At 62.6% G+C, this 15,648-nt stretch carries 15 protein-coding genes; 4 read left to right on the forward strand and 11 right to left on the reverse strand.

Going from position 1 to position 15,648, the window contains the following annotated elements:
- The 3 genes from ACJ8FR_RS02110 to ACJ8FR_RS02120 form a co-directional block, all read right to left on the reverse strand.
- A partial coding sequence (locus ACJ8FR_RS02110; protein WP_407826954.1) for a hypothetical protein occupies nt 1-472 on the reverse strand: 472 nt, incomplete at its 3' end.
- A gap of 212 nt (nt 473-684) precedes the next feature.
- Nucleotides 685-1,698: a glycosyltransferase gene (locus ACJ8FR_RS02115; RefSeq protein ID WP_407826955.1), complete on the reverse strand. Its 1,014-nt coding sequence runs from the start codon at nt 1,696-1,698 to the stop codon at nt 685-687.
- Nucleotides 1,699-1,778: 80 nt separating this feature from the next.
- Nucleotides 1,779-3,071 (reverse strand): oligosaccharide flippase family protein, encoded by a 1,293-nt coding sequence (locus tag ACJ8FR_RS02120; protein ID WP_407826956.1) that lies wholly within the window; start codon nt 3,069-3,071, stop codon nt 1,779-1,781.
- A 245-nt stretch (nt 3,072-3,316) separates the two neighbouring features.
- On the opposite strand from ACJ8FR_RS02120, the gene ACJ8FR_RS02125 reads away from it, so the two are divergent.
- Together ACJ8FR_RS02125 and ACJ8FR_RS02130 are read left to right on the forward strand one after the other, a co-directional pair.
- Nucleotides 3,317-4,603, forward strand: a complete 1,287-nt coding sequence (locus ACJ8FR_RS02125) for a glycosyltransferase (RefSeq protein WP_407826957.1) — start codon at nt 3,317-3,319, stop codon at nt 4,601-4,603.
- 84 nt (nt 4,604-4,687) lie between these two features.
- Nucleotides 4,688-5,767, forward strand: a complete 1,080-nt coding sequence (locus ACJ8FR_RS02130; protein WP_407826958.1) for an acyltransferase family protein — start codon at nt 4,688-4,690, stop codon at nt 5,765-5,767.
- A 48-nt stretch (nt 5,768-5,815) separates the two neighbouring features.
- Here ACJ8FR_RS02130 and ACJ8FR_RS02135 read toward each other — a convergent pair whose 3' ends face one another.
- Genes ACJ8FR_RS02135 through ACJ8FR_RS02145 form a run of 3 tightly spaced genes read right to left on the reverse strand, consistent with a single transcriptional unit; the run spans nt 5,816 to nt 8,161 of the window.
- A complete protein-coding gene (locus ACJ8FR_RS02135; protein WP_407826959.1) occupies nt 5,816-6,637 on the reverse strand; it encodes a glycosyltransferase in 822 nt (273 codons plus the stop codon).
- A gap of 22 nt (nt 6,638-6,659) precedes the next feature.
- Nucleotides 6,660-7,331 (reverse strand): class I SAM-dependent methyltransferase, encoded by a 672-nt coding sequence (locus ACJ8FR_RS02140; RefSeq protein ID WP_407826960.1) that lies wholly within the window; start codon nt 7,329-7,331, stop codon nt 6,660-6,662.
- Nucleotides 7,332-7,336: 5 nt separating this feature from the next.
- Complete coding sequence (locus ACJ8FR_RS02145; protein ID WP_407827065.1) at nt 7,337-8,161, reverse strand: FkbM family methyltransferase; 825 nt, start codon at nt 8,159-8,161, stop codon at nt 7,337-7,339.
- Nucleotides 8,162-8,344: 183 nt separating this feature from the next.
- Between ACJ8FR_RS02145 and ACJ8FR_RS02150 the strand changes: the two genes are divergently transcribed.
- Complete coding sequence (locus ACJ8FR_RS02150) at nt 8,345-8,911, forward strand: serine O-acetyltransferase (protein WP_407826961.1); 567 nt, start codon at nt 8,345-8,347, stop codon at nt 8,909-8,911.
- The gene (locus ACJ8FR_RS02155) at nt 8,904-10,073 is read left to right on the forward strand and encodes a glycosyltransferase family 4 protein (RefSeq protein ID WP_407826962.1); all 1,170 of its coding nucleotides are present in this window, start codon (nt 8,904-8,906) and stop codon (nt 10,071-10,073) included. Before ACJ8FR_RS02150 ends, ACJ8FR_RS02155 begins: the two co-directional genes overlap by 8 nt.
- Nucleotides 10,074-10,158: 85 nt before the next feature.
- On the opposite strand, the gene ACJ8FR_RS02160 is transcribed toward ACJ8FR_RS02155, so the two are convergent.
- From ACJ8FR_RS02160 to hrpB, 5 genes are all read right to left on the reverse strand, one after another.
- Nucleotides 10,159-10,905 (reverse strand): molybdopterin-dependent oxidoreductase, encoded by a 747-nt coding sequence (locus tag ACJ8FR_RS02160; RefSeq protein WP_407826963.1) that lies wholly within the window; start codon nt 10,903-10,905, stop codon nt 10,159-10,161.
- Nucleotides 10,902-11,672, reverse strand: a complete 771-nt coding sequence (locus ACJ8FR_RS02165) for a cytochrome b/b6 domain-containing protein (protein ID WP_407826964.1) — start codon at nt 11,670-11,672, stop codon at nt 10,902-10,904. Before ACJ8FR_RS02165 ends, ACJ8FR_RS02160 begins: the two co-directional genes overlap by 4 nt.
- Nucleotides 11,673-11,703: 31 nt before the next feature.
- Nucleotides 11,704-12,807, reverse strand: a complete 1,104-nt coding sequence (wecB, locus tag ACJ8FR_RS02170) for a non-hydrolyzing UDP-N-acetylglucosamine 2-epimerase (protein ID WP_407827066.1) — start codon at nt 12,805-12,807, stop codon at nt 11,704-11,706.
- Between the two features lie 49 nt (nt 12,808-12,856).
- On the reverse strand, nt 12,857-13,138 hold the full coding sequence (locus tag ACJ8FR_RS02175; RefSeq protein WP_407826965.1) for an NADH dehydrogenase ubiquinone Fe-S protein 4: 282 nt from the start codon (nt 13,136-13,138) through the stop codon (nt 12,857-12,859).
- A gap of 63 nt (nt 13,139-13,201) precedes the next feature.
- Nucleotides 13,202-15,646: an ATP-dependent helicase HrpB gene (hrpB, locus tag ACJ8FR_RS02180; RefSeq protein WP_407826966.1), complete on the reverse strand. Its 2,445-nt coding sequence runs from the start codon at nt 15,644-15,646 to the stop codon at nt 13,202-13,204.
- Between the last annotated feature and the right edge of the window lie 2 nt (nt 15,647-15,648).

The following is a 15,648-nucleotide window of genomic DNA, read 5'->3' on the forward strand; positions in this document are numbered from 1 at the left end:
CTTCCGCCACCAGCAATTGGTCGCCGGCGTTGCCCCAGGCGGCCATGCAATTCTTGCCGGCCGTGATCGTCTTCAACGGAGTTGCCGGCTGCTGGGCGGCCGAACAGCCGTTGCCGTCATTTCCAGTCGCCGAGTTGACGAAATAACGATGCGCGCCGCTATGAAGCGGCAGATTGGCGAAGCCGTTGGCGTCGACGCCGTTGCCGATGGATGCGTCGTAACCCCCTTGGTCGATTACCGCGGGGGTTGGCACCGGGACAGGGACGGGCGTGCGCGTCGACTTTCCCTTCCCGTTAGATGCGCTCTGGGCGGTAATGCCGCCGCCGTCGCTTGAATCAGCAGGCCCGTTCGAGCTCGCGCAAGCGTTGAGTAACATGACGAGACAACCAAACATGGAAGTTGCGAATAGCTTCGGCTTGGCGCGCAAAAAGAGCGCGGAATTGCCAACCGAGATCCGTTCAAATGTCGCCATGCGAAACCCCCAGATCCAATGGCCCCAGGGTTGCACCCCCGGGATTGATCTCAGGAACTTCTGCGCCTGACTGCTGAAGAAAGGGTCAATGAGGGCTTAGCTCAAAATCAACGGTAGTTGACGCGCCATTCACCACAGCGTGAGTGCGGATACGGGAACAATCACTGTTGCCGAGAAGTAAAGCTGAAGTTGATCATATCAACCTCAGATGATCAGCGTGACAGCTCGACATCGCCAATGATTCTGATCAAGGCTTTTGCCGCTGCCTCATCCGACAAGGATTCTTTCGCAAAGCGAGCAGCATTTTGCGCCAAGGACTCTCGAGTTGCTCGATCCTCCCATAATTGCGTCATCACGGCCGCGAGCGCCGCAGGATCGTGCGGCGGCACCAGTAAACCGGTGCGGGCATCGTCGATATAGTCGGTCGTGCCGATACTCTTGGTTGCCACGACGGCCCGGTCCATTCGCATGGACTCAATTACGGTAACCTGCCCGGATGCGACGCCGACGTCGGCTAGCGGCACCACGCTGAAACGGCTCCGTTGCACCAAGGTGTGACATTCGACCGGAGTCAGTCCGTGCATGACTGAAACGTTGTCCGGGACATCCAATCCTTCCAGCGCGCGCGGCGACGCCACGACCTTGCAGGGCAAGCGAGAAATCCGAGCAGCTTGCAGAAACGTCCCAAAATCGCGGTTTGCGGAGCCCATCGAGACGATGAAGGGATCGCCATCGTCTTCGCGAGCGACTATCGGGATTGGCGCTCGTTGCAGGGGAACGAATTCGACACGGTCGTCAGAAACGTCGAGAAACTCGGCTACGAGGCGAATCTCTCCTGTCGAATGGACGACGAATCGATCAACGTTTTTGAATGCCGCCCGGGCCATGACCTGCTTGATACCCGTGGGATAATCCCCAAGGTTGAAGCACCAAGCAATCAGCGGGACGTTGGTCCGGCGCAAATATTTTCGCAGCGCGACTGCCAGCGCCGGCTGTGGAAAGACCGTGATGATTCCAGCCGACGGAAAGGCGCGCTTCGACTGTTCCCAATATTGCCGCCACTTGGACAAGCCCGTCGTGCGCTTCGACCTGGTATGCCAATCGTCGCGGGCTGCGATCGGGACCTTCTCGAACCGCCAGCGCCGGTTGGTGACAAAGTCGTCGATCCATCGGTCACGTCCGCCGTCACTGAAGAACGGGGCAACGACAGACCAACGGTCGCGCAAGTCAGAGGAGTCTGTTCGGGGTCGCATTTGCGTTCGCTTATACCGAGTCTGTGTGACGATGCCCGCCAGCCGATGGCTCATCACAGTCGCGGGAACAGATGGAGGATTTCCGTCGTGCCAACGTATCCGATGGCCGCCCCTGCGGCGACGAGGCCCAGGTACAGAAATTCTTCGCGCAGGTTAAGCATGTTGAATTTCCTGAGCAAAATCCAGGAGACCAACATCGTCGGCGCTTCGACCAGTCCGACGGCCGCGACCACCCCGATCGCGCCGAAGGTAAAAAAGCCAAGCGGAATGGACGCTGCGAGCCAAAGCAACCGGACGAAATTCAGCCGCAGGGTGCCTTTCACTTGACCGATGGCCGTCAGCAATTCCGCGGCGGCGAAGGTCGGCAGGCGGAGCGCGGTCGCCAACATGAGCCAGGAGATGAGAGCAGCCGCCGCTGCGTACCTCGGGTCGTAGAGCAGTGCTACGAGGAGCGGCGCACTGCCGATCAGCCCTCCGCAGGCGAAGGCATAAAGGAGGGACGGCAGGCGCCGGACGGCGTAGTACAGCCCCGGCAACGCCGCCGGGTATCCGCGCCAGCTTTGCGCGTAGACCGGGAAGGCGATCCGTCGAAGGTAGGAATCCGCGAACGACGTCGGGGCGCTGGCGATGGTCAGCGCGAGGCCATAAAGACCGAATTCGCTGAGCGTGAACAGCCTGCCGAGCACGAGCTTGTCGCTCTGGCCGATCATCAGGGTCAGCAGGCTCGACATCAACACGACTCGCGAGAACGCGAAGAACTCTCGCGAGATGGAGCGGTCGTTGGCGACGCGATGCGCCGAACGCGGGAAGAGGCGGTAGCTAAGCACCACGCGGAAGGCGGTGTGCAGGAGAATGGCGGCAATGATCGCCCAAGCGCTCCGCCACCACCAGGCCAACAGCAATCCCGACGCGGTCTGGAAGATCTGCAGCGCGAAGTCGAACAGCGAGAGTTGGCGGGCCTTGTCGTTGCGAAGCGCCGTGCTCAGCGAGAGCGAGCCGAAACCGTTGATCAGGAAATAGAGCGACGCGACCGCCAGCGGCAGCGTGAGGACCGGCTTCCCGAATCCGGCAGCGATCAGGGGTGAGGCGGCTGCGACGGCGATGAACGACAAGACGCCGCGTTTGACGTGGATCGTCCAGATCACGTCCAGGAAGTGCTTGTCTTCGGTGCGTTCGTGACGAACGACGAATTGTTCGAAACCGAGATCGGTGACCAAGGTCACGGCAAAGAAGATTGCGGTAATAATCCCCACGATGCCGAAATCGTACGGCGTGAGGAGACGCGTCATGAGCATCGAACTGCCGGTCCGCACGATCAGGTTTCCAACGGCGGTCAGGCCCAGCACGCCAGTTCGCGTACCGGCCAAGGAGGCAAGTCCTCCGATTGACAATCGTCGTCGAGCGGGTGCCGGACTCATCGGATGAGGACGCTACGCATGGATCGTGAGGCTTGGACGCATCGCGCCCCTACACGCGAACTCCAACGCGTTTGCAAACGATCGCGGCGAACGGGGACGAAACTGACACACGCCCGATCAATCAGCGCCAGCCGGACTATCACTCGACACCCTGGCAGGTAAAAAGCCTCCGAATGACCATCAGCAGTCACGAACATGAGACGGGCCCGGTGGCTGAGCCGGCGGACGAACTCAGGCCGATTGCCGAGCCGTACCTCCTGGTGATCGGTATCCCGATATTCGTGGATGCTGATGGAAAGCGTTGGGTTGACGACCTTTGGCACAAGGATCTGGTTGAGCACCTCACGTATCTCAAGAACCTGACGCTGGCGGCGCCCCTGCGGCAGCATGCTCAACCCGCGGGTGCGCAATGCATTAGCGACGACGTTCGATTTGCCGACCTGAAGTACGTCGATCTGCCGGCCAGTGATTCACTGATCGCCGGCGTCTTCGACTGGCCCCGAATCTTTTCGCGTCTATGGCACGCGGTTGGTCGGGCTCGGATCGTGCATGCCGGCGTGGCTGAATGGCCCATACCGCTCGGCTGGGCCGCCACGATCGCAGCGAAACTCCGGCGCCGGCCCCTGTTAATCAACATCGAGTCCGCCTTCTGGCGAGTTCCGCCAAATGCGCCGCTGCCGAAACGTGCGCGGGCCTGGCTTTGGGAGCGCATCAATGGATGGTGTGTCCGGCAAGCCGCTTTGCCGCTCTTCACCCAGCGTGAGTATGCCCGGCAGATGCTGGGTCGCGCCGATCGGGCCCACATCTTCCAGGCATCGTGGATCGACGGCGCTGATCTGATCGACGAGCGCGCCGCGGATGCCAGTTGGGATGCTAAAGACCAGGACCCGCAGCTTCGGTTGTTATTCGCAGGACGGCTGGTTCCCGAGAAAGGCATTAGCGACCTTCTAGCCGCGGTCGGCGGATTGCAGTTCCCTCTGAGGCTCGATGTCATAGGTTCGGGCGAGCTTGCTTCGGAAGTCCTCGATGCCGCGCGGCGCGACCCGCGTATAAGGTTGCTTCCGCCGGTGCCGTACGATTCCTCATTCTTTGAGCTGGTTCGAGAATATCACGCACTCATGCTTCCCGGCCGGACAGATGAACAGCCGCGAATCGCTTACGACGCCTATTCGCAAGCCGTTCCGGTGTTGGCGACCGCGACTGCCGGGAACGCTGAGTGCGTGATCGACGGACAGGCCGGTTACCTTTGCCCGACGCAGGACATCCCTGCATTGGCCGGGATGATCCAAAAGGCGAACGTGGATCGGGCCTCATTGCGGAAGATGGGCATGCGGGCGCTCTCCGTCGCGCGAGGCTACACGCACCAAGAAATGCATCGCCGGCGCTGGAAATTGTTGGCGACGTTTCTTCGACTATCTGAAACCGTCTCGTCGCGGCACGGCGGGAACGCCTCGCTATAGCAGGCGGCTTTCAAGACCTATGCCGTGCGATAAGTCTGCAAATCGATCATGGCCACGGGTGACCTTTCGCGAGAGAATGAGTTGATGCGTGAGTCCCTGGCCGATCCGGACGAGACTATGCCCCGCGGCGTTTCCGGAACGGCGACAGACGCCGACACCCGCGAACAAGCTGCGACGCCGCGCGCGGCGCATCGGTTTGCCATGCTCGACGGTTGGCGCGCACTGAGCATTTCCCTTGTGCTGGCGGCCCACCTCCTGCCGCTTGGTCCCAAGCGTCTGCAGATCAACGAAGCCGTCGCGCCGATGGGGATGGCGCTGTTCTTCACCTTGTCGGGGTTCCTGATTACGCGCTTCCTGGCCGCCGAGCACGCCAGCGTCCGCACATTCGTCATTCGCCGTTTCTTCCGGATCGTTCCCTTGTCGTGGATTGTGTGCCTGATCGTGCTGCCACTATATTCGGCATCGGTCGGCACCTACGCGGCCCACCTTCTCTTCTACGGGAACTTGCCGCCATTCTGGCTGCTGCCGATGACGTCGCATCTGTGGAGCCTGTGCGTCGAGATGCAATTCTACATAGGGATTGCGCTGATCGTCGCCTTGGTCGGGAGGCGCGGCCTCTATATGATTCCGCTGCTATGCTTTGCTGTGACCGGCCTCCGCATCGCCACCGGAACGCACCTTTCGATCGTCACCTGGCTTCGCATCGACGAAATCCTCGCCGGCGGGATTGTCGCATTGGCCTATTCGGGGTGGTTCGGCCCACGGCCAATGCAGATTGCGGGCCGGATAAACGTCTACGCGATGCTGCCTTTGCTCTTCCTGTCCAGCCACGAGATTGGCGGCGCGCTCGCTTACCTGCGACCGTATTTGGCAGCGACGATGGTCGCGGCATCGCTGGTCAATCCGCCACCGCTGCTGGCGCGGGTGTTCGAGCATCGCGTCACCGCCTGGATCGCGACGATTTCCTACGCTCTCTATATCATCCACGGGGTCTTGATGAACTCGTGGCTGGGGTCCGGGGACTTGGTGGAGAAGTATCTGAAGCGGCCCATCCTGATCGGGCTGACTTTTGCCCTGGCGCATCTGTCGACGTATCGCTTCGAACAACCTTTCATCGCTTACGCCAAGCGGCTTACGGCTCCGAAAGCAGGCAGGACGACGTGAAGAGTGCCGATGTAACAAATGTAAGTAAGCGTGTGCAAGCTCAGCTCATTAACTCAATGATGAAATGACCTTACGCAAATGACGTTTCAGGCCACTGCGCAGCTTGTGTTTTAGCGAGGCAGCGCCAAGATTTTCCGGCAAAGTTGCGACGTAGGGCGATGCCCAACGATGGAAATTCGTGTCTTCCCGCCGTACTCTACCGGGCGTCAGGTGGTCGAGATACTTCGTCCACGCCTTCGATTCCCACAGGTGATTTGCATAAGCACCCGCGGGAATTGGCTGGGTCGAGCCGAATATCCATTCGATGTGTTCGGGCGTCCAAAGCGGGAAGAAGAATGCCGTCGGCGGCAGCATCGTGATTTCGCCAGGATGTTCTATCGCGAGCTTAGCGGGGATCTGGACCGCATGTTCCGACCAGTAGCCTTCGTCGCCGCGGAAGGTGCGGTATTCGTCCATCCAACGTAGCAGGAACGGGGCCCGGGCTTCGCCCAAGATAACGGCGTTGGCGGCTGAGGGATTGTTGTCGTCAAAACCCTCCCGGCCCAGCACGGTCGAATTGTCGAGCAGGTCATCAAAGCTGCGATGGACCAGCACGTCGGCGTCCAGGTAGATGCCGCCATGTTCGATGAGCTTCTGCAGGCGGACCACGTCGGCGCGGTGGGCAGGATGGGTAACGGGACGTCCGAATATCTCTCGCGGTGCCTTGATCTTGATCGGCGTCACCAGCGGCTTCGTCAGTTCCCACCAAGGACCTGACGGCTCATATTCGTAATAGAAGTTGACTTGGTCAGGCGTAATGTGCCGGACCGCACTCGCCACCCCAACATAGTGAATCAAGCTCCACGGCTTGCCACCAAAATCCGGCGCCATGCCAAAACAATAGTGAAGGATTTTAGGAATCATTGATTGAGCGGTGTGCCGACCACAAAAAGGTAATTTTCGGTTCGCCAGCGAAGAATTCGAAAACGTATTCGCCGGGAACGCTGAAGGGCGCAGCAGTCAGATCGACGGGTCGAAATCCGCCGATTACACTTTCTGAGTTGGTCAGCGGAGATCCCTTGTGAGAAACGTTCGTAATCAGCGCATACTTGAATTTCGACAGTTGCGGGATGAAGCGGAGCACGTCTTCATTGCTCCAGTGTTGAATGACATCCTTTAGGATCAGCAAGTCAGCGGCTGGAACATCTTTCGTGATGCCGTTCAATTCGGCGAACTTGATGCCTGGTTTCGCGAAGCGCTTCGTATTCTTCAAAACTGCGCTAGAAACGTCCAAACCCGTATAGTCGATTCGGGTCCAGTCGATCAGTTGAGAAAACTGCCAGTCGCCGCAGCCAAGATCGACAACGCTGCTGATGTCGCGGTCTTTCAAAAATTCCCTCAGAAACTCACGATATTCCGAAGTCGCTTCGGGGGTCGAGCCCGGACCAGAACCGCCATCCCATGCGTCCGTTTCGTAATAGTAATTGAACGTCCGCTTATGCTCATCCACGCCGCCCATGCGACGGGCCAGTCGGGCGACGTGACTCAGCCCCGATCGCACCATTGAAGGCAGTTTTTCCCTCATCACAATCACTCTCCGATTGGACCAGGGGAATCGCCTCGAACCATCGATGCCGGCAGCGCCACAGTGGGTGCGTCTGCTCGACAATCTTGATCGAGGGGGTGCGGAAACAGCGTTGCCGGTGATTTTTGACGAACGCGGTCTTTTCGAAGGAAAGTGTATTCGAGAACGCCCGGTACGCGGCGGCGCGATCCGACCGCTTCGGTTTCGCACCAATTATTCGGGTGCGCGTGAACGACGTAGAATTGGCGCAACAGTTTTTGCAGCACTTGTTCCATGATGGAAAACGCGAACGGTTCGAAGAGATGTTCCAGGCCGTGAAGCTCGATACAGACGATCCGAAAGCGACCCAGTACTCGATCGGCAGTCGCGGCCAGCGCCAACCATTCAGCGCCCTCAATGTCCATCTGTAGCAAAAGATCACCGATCGGCTGCTTTTCAGCCACCCAATCCGATAGGGCCGTGAACTCGCCCTCAGTTACGGGTCCAATGAACTTTCGCTCAAATTCGACGAGCGGATGGTCTTGGGCGGGAGATCGCTCCACTGAGGCGTCTGCCTGAAAGCATCGGATGCCCCGTGCGAGGATGTCTTCCTCAAAACTGGACTGATCGCTGACCCCCGGCGAAAAGCAGGCAACGATTCCTTGAAGGTCGTCCGGCAACAGATACCCGCCATCGTGATCGCCACCAATCCTGATCAGCGGATGTTCGGTCTGCCAAGGGCGCAGAGCGTCAAGCAGTCGATCTTGACGCTCAACAGCGATCTGGCGATCCAAAATCAAACCGCGCCGGTTGGCGGTCGCCTTCAGTGCCTTTCGAGCATCGGAGAACATCACGGTCGATTAATCCAGTATCGTTTCGAGAACTAGCCAGCTGAATGCGGTCTTGCAGACTTGCCCTCTTTCGGCACAAGACTGAGGTTGCGCGTCTCTGCTCCGTTGCCACGAACGTTTCGGACCGTAATGAGCGCCGACGTCGCCGTTTTTGCTAGGCCAATTCGGATTCGGATGAGAGAAATGAGCTTCAAACCTGACAAAGCTCCGCCGACTCCAACTGAAAGTAATGAGGTTGGCTCCTCGTCGGAGCCCGACTGGACTCGCGAGCAAAAAAAATTGTTCGAGTGGGCACCGTCACGATCGCTGCTGGCGGCCATCCGAAGCTACCAGCGGCATCGCGGCGGTGGGCCAGTATCGGCGCTATGCCGCAAATGGGCCGTCCTGCGTCATCGATTCTGGTCGGTCGTGACGGCTTCCGATATCCCGATCAACGCCAAGATCGGCGGGGGCCTCATCATGCCGCATCCCAATGGCATCGTGATTCACGCTGACGTGATCATCGGGCCAAATTGCCTGATCCTGCAACAGGTTACGCTAGGATTGGGCCGGGGCGGCGTCCCCGCGCTTGGGTGCGAGGTCAACATAGGTGCAGGTGCTAAAATCCTCGGCGGACTAAGTATCGGCGATCACGCCGTGGTGGCTGCTATGGCGGTTGTTACGAGCGACGTTGCCGCCAGCTCGCTGGTTGCGGGAATTCCGGCCCGCGAGGTGCGCACGGCGCCGCCGGGAACGTCGGTCTATGATTGAGGGCGGTAAGGCAGGGGTACCGCTGCGGATAAAATTCATTTCGAGCCATGATCCGCTGAATGTTCAGGCATTTTCCGGGACCGTCTTCCACATGGGCACGGCGCTCCAGCAGGCCATGCCCGATATCGAGTTGATCCGAGCAGCAAGACCCGTGTGGTTCGAGCGATTTGAAAAGATCGTCCAAACCTTGACCAAGGGAAAGCATAACCCTGCTTCATGGCGGGGCCTCAATCGCTACTTTGCGCGCCGTCTAGCGGGCCGGTGGCGGGGTCAGCGGGTAGTGGCGATAACGGTCGTTATCTCTTCCCTTGCCGGCGAACTGGCGACCTCGGTTCCGGTGATCCACGTCTCCGACGCAACGTTCGATTTGATGCGCAATTTTTATGCGAACGTCGCCTGCCTTTCGGATGGCGCGGCAGCGGAAGCCGAGGAGGCCGAGCGGCGATGCATCCTCAAGTCCGTGCACAACAGCTTTTCGTCGGTCTGGGCGGCCCGCTCCGCCGTGTCGCATTATGGAGCTCCGGAAGCGAACGTGTCGGCGATTTCCTGGGGGTGCAACATCGCGGATGTGCCCGGCGATCAAGTGCGCGGAGCTGATCCTCAGCGCAGCGTCTGCAAGCTGCTTTTCCTGGGCGCCGATTGGATCAGGAAGGGGGGCGACGTCGCTAGTGCCGCTGCCGAAATACTTCAGGATCGGGGAGTCGCGGTTCAGCTGGATTTGGTCGGCTCGAAGCCTCCAGAGAGCCTTCAACGTCTACCTTGGATCAGGAATCACGGTTTCCTCAGCAAAACCGACCCAAAGCAAGTCGCGCAGCTCAATGGCCTGATCCGCGACGCCGATTTCCTATTCCTGCCAACTCATCAGGACTGCACACCGATGGTTTTCGCCGAGGCCAACGCCTACGGCACCCCGGCCGTTACGCGCGATGTCGGTGGGGTGGCGGATGTTGTTCGCGATGGGAAGAATGGCATTGTCCTCCCGCGAGACGCTGTCGCCGCCGACTTCGCCGACGCAATCGAGGGCGCGTGGCGCGACACTGAGAGTTACATGCTTCTTCGGGAAAACGCGCGGCGAGAATATGAGGATCGCCTTAATTGGCGGAGCTGGGCGAAGGCCATGCACGAGGTGATCCACAGGTTGGCGGCGGAAAACAGAGTTTGACGACCGGTTCTCTCAAACGGCCTGACTTTCTGGATCCTTGACCGGATTCAGAACATAACGAATCTCATCCGCTGGATCGCGGGCTCTAAATCCCCGCATACCACTCGTAGTCGACATTATCTTCCCAATAGCCACCCTTGCCGCCCTGGACCCGCGCGAGGCTGTCGACCGCCTCGATGCGCTGGATATATTTCGCCTGCTTGTATCCGAGCTGGCGTTCGACCCGCAGGCGCAGCGGCGCGCCGTTGGGGATGGGCAGGAGATGACCATTCAGGCCCCAGGCAATCAGCGTCTGCGGATGGAACGCGTCGACCAGGTCGATGCTCTCATAATAGGGCTTGTCGCCGAAGCGATCGGCGCAGTGGAACACGATGTATTTCGCGCGCGTGCTCAGTCCGGCATGCTCGAGAAGCCGCGACAGCTCGATGCCATGCCACTTGCCGATCGCGCTCCAACCCTCAACACAATCGTGGCGGGTGATCTGGACCCGGTGGGGCAGGGTGCGGAGCGTACGGAGCGGGATCGATAAGGGCCGCGCGACGAGACCGTCGACCTGCAGGCTCCAGTTGGCGAACTGCTTGGCGGCGTGCTGCGCATATTCGTCAGTTCCCGGCCTGCTCGTGCCATTGGAGCGGAAGATCGGGGACAGGTCGGCCTCGGAATATTCGCGGGCGAGCGCGTCGCGTGGCGAGATCAGCCGCTGGCTGGCCATGGTCAGCTTCTCGGCCGAGCGCAGCACGGTGCGGAACTCGGGGCTGTTGTTGAGACGGTCGCAGCCGCCCAGGAGCAGGCCGGAAGCGCTCGTGGTTATGAATCGGCGGCGGTCGATCATGCCTTGTCGCTCCTGGCCGGCGGCACTCGGAAACGGCCGGTGATCATCGACCCGATCTCGTTGATCGGGCCGGCGAGCAGCACCATCACCAGGTGGACAATGATGAATGCAAGCAGGGCCGCCGCGCAAATGAAGTGGATCGAGCGCGCCGACTGGCGACCGCCGAATAAGTCGAGAAGCCGGGGCCAGGCGGCGTCCATCGCCGGTGACATGGCAAGGCCGGTCAGCACCATCAGCGGCAGAAGGACGAAGATGACGCCGACATAGCTCAGCTTCTGGAGGATGTTGTACTTGAGCGCCGCCTCGCCGGTCGGGAAGCGCAGCCGCGCGTGTTCCCGGATGTCGTGCCAGATGTGGCTCGGCCGGATCTGCTCGGGCGTCGGCGCGAGGTCGCGCTGGGCATGGCGGTTGATGAGGCTCGTGACCAGGAAGGCGATCAGGCCGGTCGACAATAGCCAGGCAAAAGCGAGATGCCAGCGCCGAGCGGCGGCGAGGTTGTAGGTCGAGGGGATGGTCGCCCAGCCGGGGATCGGCCGTCCACGGAACGACAGCCACGGATGATCGAAGTTGGCGCCGAACTTGCCCCAATAGAGATGCGGATGGGCGTTGAAGATCATCAGGCCGCTCATCAGCATGACGAACACGGTAAGCGCGTTGAGCCAGTGCCACAGGCGGGTCGGCAAACGGTGGCGGTAGGCAATCCGCCGCGGCGGCGCGAGAGGGGGCTCCGCCTCGATGGTGTCGTCGATGACCGTCGCGTCGTCCATCGCTGCTCCAGCCATAGCGTAACGGCAATAGTCAGGCGAGCCGCTGCGTCGCAGTGCGTTGCGCCAGCCAGCCCGGGATGATTGCGGCGATCCGCCTGCCCGCGCGGCCGTCGCCAAAGGGGAAGGCCGGCCGGCTCATCGCAGTGGCGCGGGGGTCGTCGAGCAGCCGCCGGGTCTCGGTCACGATTCGCTCCCGGTCCGTGCCGACGAGTCGCGACGATCCGGCGGCAATCCCTTCGGGCCGCTCCGTCTTGTCGCGAAGGACAAGCAATGGGACGCCGAGCGCGGGCGCCTCTTCCTGCACGCCGCCCGAATCGCTGAGGACCAGGTCCGCGTCGCGCATCCGCCGAAGCAGATCCGCGTGGCCACAGGGGTCGATGAGCTCGAGGCCGCGTACCTCTGCCAAGAGACGCCGCATGCTCGCGGCGACGAATGGGTTGGGGTGAAGAATCAGCTCGATCGCGGCCCCGGCTTCGGCAAGCTCGGCCAGCGCCGAGGCAATGGACGCGAGGCCGTCACCCCAGCTCTCGCGCCGGTGACAGGTGACGAGCAGGCGCGGGCCGCCGCTGTCGTGCAGCGACGGCGGGGGAAGGCGCGAAACGCTGTCGAGCAGCGCGTCGATCCCGCTGTTGCCGGTGACGTGGATTTCGCCCGGCACGTTCTCCGCGCGCAGGTTGGCGGCAGCGAGCTCGGTCGGGGCGAATAAGAGGTCGGCGCCGGCGTCGATCGCGGTCCGGTATTCCTCTTCCGGCCAGGGCTGCGTCGGATCGTGCGTGCGAAGCCCGGCCTCGACATGGGCGACGGCGATGCCGGCGGTGAATCCTGCCAGCGCCCCGCCCAACGCGCTCGACGTGTCGCCCTGGACGATTAGCAGGTCGGGCGCGCTGCGCAGCAGCGGCAGCAACGCCTTGGTGACGGCGGCGACATGCGCATGCGGGTCTTCCCTGCCGGGGCAGCCCAGCAGGACGCGGGGGAACGGGTCGAGCCCGAACTCGGCCGGATCAAGCCCGGCATGCTGGCCCGTGAATACCAAGGTCGGCCGGAGTCCGCACGCAGCGAGAGCGTCGGCGACGGGCTTGAGCTTGATGGCTTCAGGTCTGGTCCCGAGGACCAGCCTGATATCTGCGGAATGCAGCCTTCCCCCTACCTCGGCCGGGGGAGTTTGCCTCCATTACGGACTTAGCTCAACGGAAATTGTCGGCGTAGGCCTGGAGCTTGAGGCGGACCGGCGGCGCCGGGATGATGTGGTAGCCGAACCCGTGCTTGTCGCAGTAAGCGGTCGCCGCCTTTTTCGTCGGAAAGGTCATGCGGACCTGCGGATTGGTGTCGCCCGATCCGTTCCAGCCGGTGAGGGGGTCCGGACGCAGCGCCTCCTGCCGCTCGAACTCGAGCAGCCAGCGGCCGGCATTGGCCTTGCCGGATTGGGTCGTCTTGCGCTCGACCTCGGAAATGCGGGCGACGGTCATCGATCGCAGCCGTGGCAAAGTGGCAGTGTCAAATCAAGCCGCACAATCTCCGGTGAACAAGAGCTAGGACGCGCGTTTCGTCCTCAGCGTCGGCTGGGCGGACGCAGGATCGTCGGGCCAGGCATGCTTGGGGTAGCGCCCACGCATGTCCTTGGCGACGTCGCGCCAGCTGCCGCCCCAGAAGCCCGGCAGGTCCTTGGTCGTCTGGATCGGACGACCGGCGGGCGACGCAATGGCGAGCACCAGCGGCAATTGGCCGTTGGCAATCGCCGGATGTTCGGCAAGGCCGAACAGCGCCTGCGCGCGGACCTCGACCGTAGGTCCGACTGGTGCCGAATAGTCGATCAGGTGCCGGCTGCCCGCCGGGCTGACGAAGTCGGACGGGGCGAGGCGATTGAGGGTCTTGAGCCGTTCGTAACCCAGCTGCCCTTCGAGGGCCGTGGCAAGCGCGTTGGGAGGAATGTCGCCGAGGCGGCGCTTCCCGCCGAGCAAGGGCGCCAGCCATTCCTCGGCGCGACCGAGCAACGTTTCGTCATCGAGCGATGGAATGGCGGGGTCAAAGCGATGCGCCAAGGCCGAGCGATGCCTCAACTGCAATCCGCGGTCGTCCCACGGCAGCAAGCCGAGGCCGTGGTTGCGCACTCCCTCGAGCAGCGCCGTCTCGATGGCTGCCGGATCCGGGTTCGGATCGGGCCCGCTGGCGAGGCGGATCGCGCCCAGGCGCCGGCTGCGCGTTGGCGTGACAGAGCCTGTCGCGGGGTCGAAATCGCCATCATGGCGAATCTCGATCCTGTCGGCGAAGAGATCGAGAACCTCCCGCTCATCGATTGCGGCAGCGGATAAGATTCGGGCGCCGGACGCATGTCCGGCGACCTCGCCCACCGCGAGCCACTGGCTCCCCGCGATTGGCGACGACGGGTCGAGCCGAAAGCCACGGCCGCCTACCGATTGCCAGGTCTCGCCGGTGAGATCGCGCCGGCGCGAGACCCGGTCGGGGAAGGCGAGAGCGAGGGCTTGGGCGAGGTCAGGCACTTCGACTTTGCCGGCTTCGACTTCCAGCCGCCGCCGCCAGCCCGCGGCGAGCTTTCGCGACGCCTCGGCGCGCGGCGACTTGTCGGAGCGCCATCGGCGCCAGCGCAACTCGAGATCCGGATCGTTGCCGCCGAGCCCGCGCTCGGTCAGCAGCACGGCGACATCGGCCGCGGCCGCGCCGAAGCCACGGTCGCGGGCATCGAGCAGCATATGCGCGAGCCGGGGCTCGAGCGGCAAGGCCGCGATGGCGCGGCCGTGATCGGCAACGCGCCCCTCATCATCGATCGCGCCGAGTGTTGCCAACCGTCTCCGCGCCTCGTCCAAACCGGCTCCGGGGGGCGGATCGAGGAAAGGCAGGCGAGAGGGATCTGCCTCACCCCACAGCAGGCAGGTCAGCAGCAGGCTCGACAAATCGGCTTGGAGGATTTCGGGCGGGTCGTGCGCCGGCAGCGAAGCGGTCGCAGCTTCCTCCCACAGCCGGATTGCGACGCCCGGCGCCTGGCGTGCGGCCCGTCCGGCGCGCTGGGTAATAGCGGCCTGACTGGCGCGCTCGGTGACAAGACGGGTGAGGCCGGCGCCGCGGTCGTAGTGCGGGCGTCGGGCAAGCCCGCTGTCGACGACGATCCGCACATCCTCGAGCGTGACGCTGGTCTCGGCGATGCTGGTGGCGAGGACGAGCTTGCGCATGCCGGGTGGCGGTGGCGCAAGCGCCTTGCGCTGCGCTGCCGGTTCGATCCCGCCGTGGAGCTTGTGCAGATCGACGTTCGCGGGAAGTGAACCGAGCGCTTCCGCGGTCCGCTCGATCTCGGCGACGCCCGGCAAAAAGGCGAGGAGCGAGCCTTCATGCTCCGCGAGCGCGGCGCGGACCGCCGACGCCATCTGCGGCTCGATCCTTGCGCCTGGGTCGCGGCCAATGTGGCGGATTTCAAGCGGGAAGCTCTTGCCCTCGCTGATGATGGTCGGCGGATCGTCGAGCAAGCGCCTGAACCGCTCGACGTCGAGCGTTGCCGACATGGCGAGGAGCCTTAGGTCCGCGCGCAGCGCCTTGGCGGCGTCGAGCGCAAGCGCGAGCGCAAGGTCATTGTCGAGGCTGCGCTCATGCACCTCGTCGAAGAGCACCGCCGACACGGTGCTGAGCTCGGGATCGGCCTGGATGCGCGACAGGAACACGCCGTGGGTCATGGCGATGACGCGTGTGCTTTTGCCCACCTTGCTGTCGAGGCGCGTGGCATAGCCGATCGTCTCGCCCGGCTTTTCGCCAAGCCCGGCGGCGATGAATTCGGCCGCGGCGCATGCGGCCAGCCGCCGCGGGACCAGCAGCAGCACCTGCCCGGTGCACCAGCCCTCGCCAAGCAGCTCCGGCGCGACCCGGGTCGTCTTGCCGGCGCCGGGCGGCGCAACCAGCAACGCGCGCGTGCCTTCGCGCAGCTCCGCAAGCAGATCGGGAAGGACCTCGTCGATCGGCAGCCGGCTCATTG

Source organism: Sphingomonas sp. (genome assembly GCF_045810705.1).
In the GTDB taxonomy this organism is placed as follows: Bacteria; Pseudomonadota; Alphaproteobacteria; order Sphingomonadales; family Sphingomonadaceae; genus Sphingomicrobium.

Coding starts and splice junctions, on each gene's coding strand:
- ACJ8FR_RS02140 (WP_407826960.1), bottom strand. CDS start 7,331: ATGAGGGAAAAACTGCCTTCAATGGTGCGATCGGGGCTGAGTCACGTC.
- ACJ8FR_RS02125 (WP_407826957.1), top strand. CDS start 3,317: ATGACCATCAGCAGTCACGAACATGAGACGGGCCCGGTGGCTGAGCCG.
- ACJ8FR_RS02145 (WP_407827065.1), bottom strand. CDS start 8,161: ATGTTCTCCGATGCTCGAAAGGCACTGAAGGCGACCGCCAACCGGCGC.
- ACJ8FR_RS02150 (WP_407826961.1), top strand. CDS start 8,345: ATGAGCTTCAAACCTGACAAAGCTCCGCCGACTCCAACTGAAAGTAAT.
- ACJ8FR_RS02165 (WP_407826964.1), bottom strand. CDS start 11,672: ATGGACGACGCGACGGTCATCGACGACACCATCGAGGCGGAGCCCCCT.
- ACJ8FR_RS02135 (WP_407826959.1), bottom strand. CDS start 6,637: ATGGCGCCGGATTTTGGTGGCAAGCCGTGGAGCTTGATTCACTATGTT.
- hrpB (WP_407826966.1), bottom strand. CDS start 15,646: ATGAGCCGGCTGCCGATCGACGAGGTCCTTCCCGATCTGCTTGCGGAG.
- ACJ8FR_RS02160 (WP_407826963.1), bottom strand. CDS start 10,905: ATGATCGACCGCCGCCGATTCATAACCACGAGCGCTTCCGGCCTGCTC.
- ACJ8FR_RS02175 (WP_407826965.1), bottom strand. CDS start 13,138: ATGACCGTCGCCCGCATTTCCGAGGTCGAGCGCAAGACGACCCAATCC.
- ACJ8FR_RS02155 (WP_407826962.1), top strand. CDS start 8,904: ATGATTGAGGGCGGTAAGGCAGGGGTACCGCTGCGGATAAAATTCATT.
- ACJ8FR_RS02130 (WP_407826958.1), top strand. CDS start 4,688: ATGCGTGAGTCCCTGGCCGATCCGGACGAGACTATGCCCCGCGGCGTT.